Consider the following 2,317-nt stretch of genomic DNA (forward strand, 5'->3'; position numbering starts at 1 on the left):
TAGGAATAAACTTGGGAGAAGATTCTGTTCTCGGTTTTCATCTTGTAGGGATTCTTGCTTTTTCCCTATCTACCCAGATATTTTTCTTTTTGGCAACCCTTGTCTTGTCAGGTTTTGACCCACTTGTGTCCGTCAGTCAGGGTCAGGGTTTTACCACGAATATTCTAGCCGCTACCTATCCCCAGTCCCAATTTTATGCCAATGATTTCAATCCTAGCCATATCGCCACCGCCAGAGATTTAGCGGCCAAAGCGGGAATGAAGAATATTCTTTTCTTTGATGATAGTTTTGAGGAATTTTTAGAGCGAGATTTACCTCAATTTGACTTCATCAGTCTGCACGGAACTTATAGCTGGATTAGTGCCAAAAATCGCCAAGTGATAGTTAATTTTATTCGCCGCAATCTCAAGGTGGGGGGATTAGTTTATATCTCCTATAATGCCCTTCCTGGTTGGTCGGCGGCGATGCCGATGCAAGCTTTAATGGTGCGTCATGGTCAACACAGTTCTGAACTTTTAACACGAATTGAACAGGCACTTAATTTTACAGGAGAATTATTAGAAGCTAATGCTAGTTATTTTGTCCAAAATCCAATTTTAAAAAATCGTTATGAGCGCCTGAAGGAACAAAATCGTTATTATTTAGCTCACGAGTATTTCAATCAGGAATGGAATTCTTTTTACTTCGATGAAGTGGCGAAAGAATTAGAGGATGCTAAACTTAAATATGTGGGTTCCGCTCATATTAATGACCATATTGATGCGGTCAATCTCTCTCAGGCAGCTCAAGAGAAATTAGCAAAAATTAGCGACCCAATCTATCGGGAAGTGGTGCGAGATTTCTTTGTTAATAGCCAATTCCGTCGTGATATTTTTAGTCGAGGCTCTTTAAGTTTAACCACCCAAGAACAGCTTAAACAACTACAAGAAACCAGGTTTGCTCTGCTGGTTAATCCCGCAAATATCAAGTTCGAGCATCAGTTTCCCGTGGGAGAAGTTAAGTTACAGGAGACAGTTTATCAGCCAATTTGTGAAGTTTTGGCGGAATCTCCCCAAACTTTACTGCAACTACAAAATCACCCCAAAACCTCAAATATTAACTTAAATGGTCTTTACCAAGCTCTTATGATTTTAACTGGTATTGGCTATATTCATCCTGCTGTGGATGAGCAAACTTGCCAACAACGGAAACCATCTACTGATGCTTTTAATAATGCAGTGAAAGCGAAAGCGATCTATGATGAGGAATTAAGCTTTTTAGCTTCTCCTTTGATTGGGACTGGAGTAGTGGTCAATCGTTTAGAACAATTATTCCTCTTGGCTAAATCCTCTAACCAAGATGCAGTACAATTTGTTTGGCAAAATTTGGCAAGTCAAGGCAAAAAAGTGGTTAAAGATGGGAAAACTTTGGAAACAGAGGAGGAGAATATTACTCATCTGAAAACAGTGTACGAGGAGTTTAGTAAAGAACGTTTACTAACATTGCAAAAACTAGGTATTGAGTAAATACTAAGTAAGTAATCTCATTGTAACTGGCTACTTAGTTGATGATAGGTGGTGCGTTACGACGGATTTTTACTTTCAAGTCAAAGCAGCAATTTTGGCTGTTACGTTTTACTACTTAGTGGTGCGTTACGACGGATTGTTACTTTCAAGTCAAAGCCGCAATTTTTGCCGTCTAACGCACCCTACGGTTTACTAGAAACTGGATATTTTTAGCCATGACAGTCATTAACTTACAATCTTTCGAGAAAAAAGTTTTCTCCCAAAATGGAGAAGATGGTGTGATTGAGCAGATTTTCGCTCTCATTGGTTTTACGAATTGCTTTTATGTAGAAATTGGGGTAGAAGATGGCAGAGAATGCAATACGCATTATCTGCGAGAAGTTTATGAATGTCATGGTATCCAGTTAGATAGGGATTATAGTAACCCAGAACTTCATCTCTATCAAGAGTTAATTACTGCCGAAAATATCAATCAAGTTTTTATCAAGTATCAGGTTCCCCACGAGTTCGATTTGCTTTCTATTGATGTGGACGGTAATGATTTTTATCTCTGGTTTAGTTTAGAAAAAATCTATCAACCGCGAGTGGTAGTAGTGGAATACAATTCTTCCCACTCACCCAAAGAAGATAAGGTTGTCCCCTACTCTACTCAGCGTTGTTGGGATGGAACAAATTGGCTCTTCGTTACCCTTTATGCTAAATCAACAGACAAGATGCCAAGATAACATACTTCTAACCCAAAAATTCCGAAAGTTTCTAAAGCCATAGCCTCTCCGTTTTATTAGTTTAAGTTTATTGTTGATTCCCTCGAC

The 2,317-nt window shown here is 38.8% G+C and carries 3 protein-coding genes; 2 read left to right on the plus strand and 1 reads right to left on the minus strand.

Annotated features, from left to right (window positions below; translation table 11 throughout):
- The first annotated feature begins 89 nt into the window (after positions 1 to 89).
- Both O9295_RS26665 and O9295_RS26670 read left to right on the plus strand, forming a co-directional pair.
- Positions 90 to 1,505, plus strand: a complete 1,416-nt coding sequence (locus O9295_RS26665) for a methyltransferase regulatory domain-containing protein (RefSeq protein WP_502846525.1) — start codon at positions 90 to 92, stop codon at positions 1,503 to 1,505.
- A 215-nt stretch (positions 1,506 to 1,720) separates the two neighbouring features.
- Positions 1,721 to 2,230, plus strand: coding sequence for a hypothetical protein (locus O9295_RS26670; RefSeq protein ID WP_288036283.1), 510 nt, complete (start codon positions 1,721 to 1,723; stop codon positions 2,228 to 2,230).
- Here the strand turns inward: O9295_RS26670 and O9295_RS26675 are convergent.
- Positions 2,207 to 2,317, minus strand: a 111-nt coding sequence (locus O9295_RS26675; RefSeq protein WP_071784045.1) for a transposase, incomplete at its 5' end; no start/stop codon positions are given. The two genes, O9295_RS26670 and O9295_RS26675, sit on opposite strands and share 24 nt — an antisense overlap.

This window comes from Microcystis sp. LE18-22.4A (assembly GCF_027531105.1).
GTDB lineage: Bacteria > Cyanobacteriota > Cyanobacteriia > Cyanobacteriales > Microcystaceae > Microcystis > Microcystis aeruginosa.